At 58.0% G+C, this 1,665-nt stretch carries 1 rRNA gene; it reads left to right on the forward strand.

The window, feature by feature from the left end:
• Positions 1–52: 52 nt before the first annotated feature.
• Positions 53–1,665: ribosomal RNA gene (locus AB0435_RS33960) — 23S ribosomal RNA — on the forward strand; the annotation flags it as partial.

Below are 1,665 nucleotides of genomic sequence, written 5' to 3' on the forward strand. Positions count from 1 at the left end.
GACGGGTGGCTGGTCGTTGCTTGAGAACTGCACAGTGGACGCGAGCATCTGTGGCCAAGTTTTTAAGGGCGCACGGTGGATGCCTTGGCACCAGGAACCGATGAAGGACGTGGGAGGCCGCGATAGGCCCCGGGGAGCTGTCAACCGAGCTTTGATCCGGGGGTGTCCGAATGGGGAAACCCGGCAGTCGTCATGGGCTGTCACCCGCTGCTGAACACATAGGCAGTGTGGAGGGAACGCGGGGAAGTGAAACATCTCAGTACCCGCAGGAAGAGAAAACAACCGTGATTCCGGGAGTAGTGGCGAGCGAAACCGGATGAGGCCAAACCGTATGTGTGTGATACCCGGCAGGGGTTGCGCATGCGGGGTTGTGGGATCTCTCTTTCACGGTCTGCCGGCTGTGAGACGAGTCAGAAACCGTTGGTGTAGGCGAAGGACATGCGAAAGGTCCGGCGTAGAGGGTAAGACCCCCGTAGCTGAAACATCAACGGCTCGTTTGAGAGACACCCAAGTAGCACGGGGCCCGAGAAATCCCGTGTGAATCTGGCGGGACCACCCGTTAAGCCTAAATATTCCCTGGTGACCGATAGCGGATAGTACCGTGAGGGAATGGTGAAAAGTACCGCGGGAGCGGAGTGAAATAGTACCTGAAACCGTGTGCCTACAAGCCGTGGGAGCGTCGCGCATCGAGCTTGCTCGGTGCGTCGTGACTGCGTGCCTTTTGAAGAATGAGCCTGCGAGTTTGCGGTGTGTTGCGAGGTTAACCCGTGTGGGGAAGCCGTAGCGAAAGCGAGTCCGAACAGGGCGGTTGAGTAGCGCGCCCAAGACCCGAAGCGGAGTGATCTAGCCATGGGCAGGTTGAAGCGGAGGTAAGACTTCGTGGAGGACCGAACCCACCAGGGTTGAAAACCTGGGGGATGACCTGTGGTTAGGGGTGAAAGGCCAATCAAACTCCGTGATAGCTGGTTCTCCCCGAAATGCATTTAGGTGCAGCGTCGTGTGTTTCTTGCCGGAGGTAGAGCACTGGATAGGCGATGGGCCCTACCGGGTTACTGACCTTAGCCAAACTCCGAATGCCGGTAAGTGAGAGCGCGGCAGTGAGACTGTGGGGGATAAGCTCCATGGTCGAGAGGGAAACAGCCCAGAGCATCGACTAAGGCCCCTAAGCGTACGCTAAGTGGGAAAGGATGTGGAGTCGCAGAGACAACCAGGAGGTTGGCTTAGAAGCAGCCACCCTTGAAAGAGTGCGTAATAGCTCACTGGTCAAGTGATTCCGCGCCGACAATGTAGCGGGGCTCAAGCGTACCGCCGAAGTCGTGTCATTCCAGCATGAGGGCCAACGCCCGCTGGGATGGGTAGGGGAGCGTCGTGTGCCGGGTGAAGCAGCCGCGGAAGCGAGTTGTGGACGGTTCACGAGTGAGAATGCAGGCATGAGTAGCGATACACACGTGGGAAACGTGTGCGCCGATTGACTAAGGGTTCCTGGGTCAAGCTGATCTGCCCAGGGTAAGTCGGGACCTAAGGCGAGGCCGACAGGCGTAGTCGATGGACAACCGGTTGATATTCCGGTACCCGCTTTGAAACGCCCAATATCGAATCCATTAATGCTAAGGCCGTGAAGCCGTTCCGGACCCTTCGGGGAATGGAAAGTGGTGGAGCCGCTGA

It is taken from the genome of Streptomyces sp. NPDC051173 (genome assembly GCF_040689515.1).
Lineage (GTDB): Bacteria > Actinomycetota > Actinomycetes > Streptomycetales > Streptomycetaceae > Streptomyces.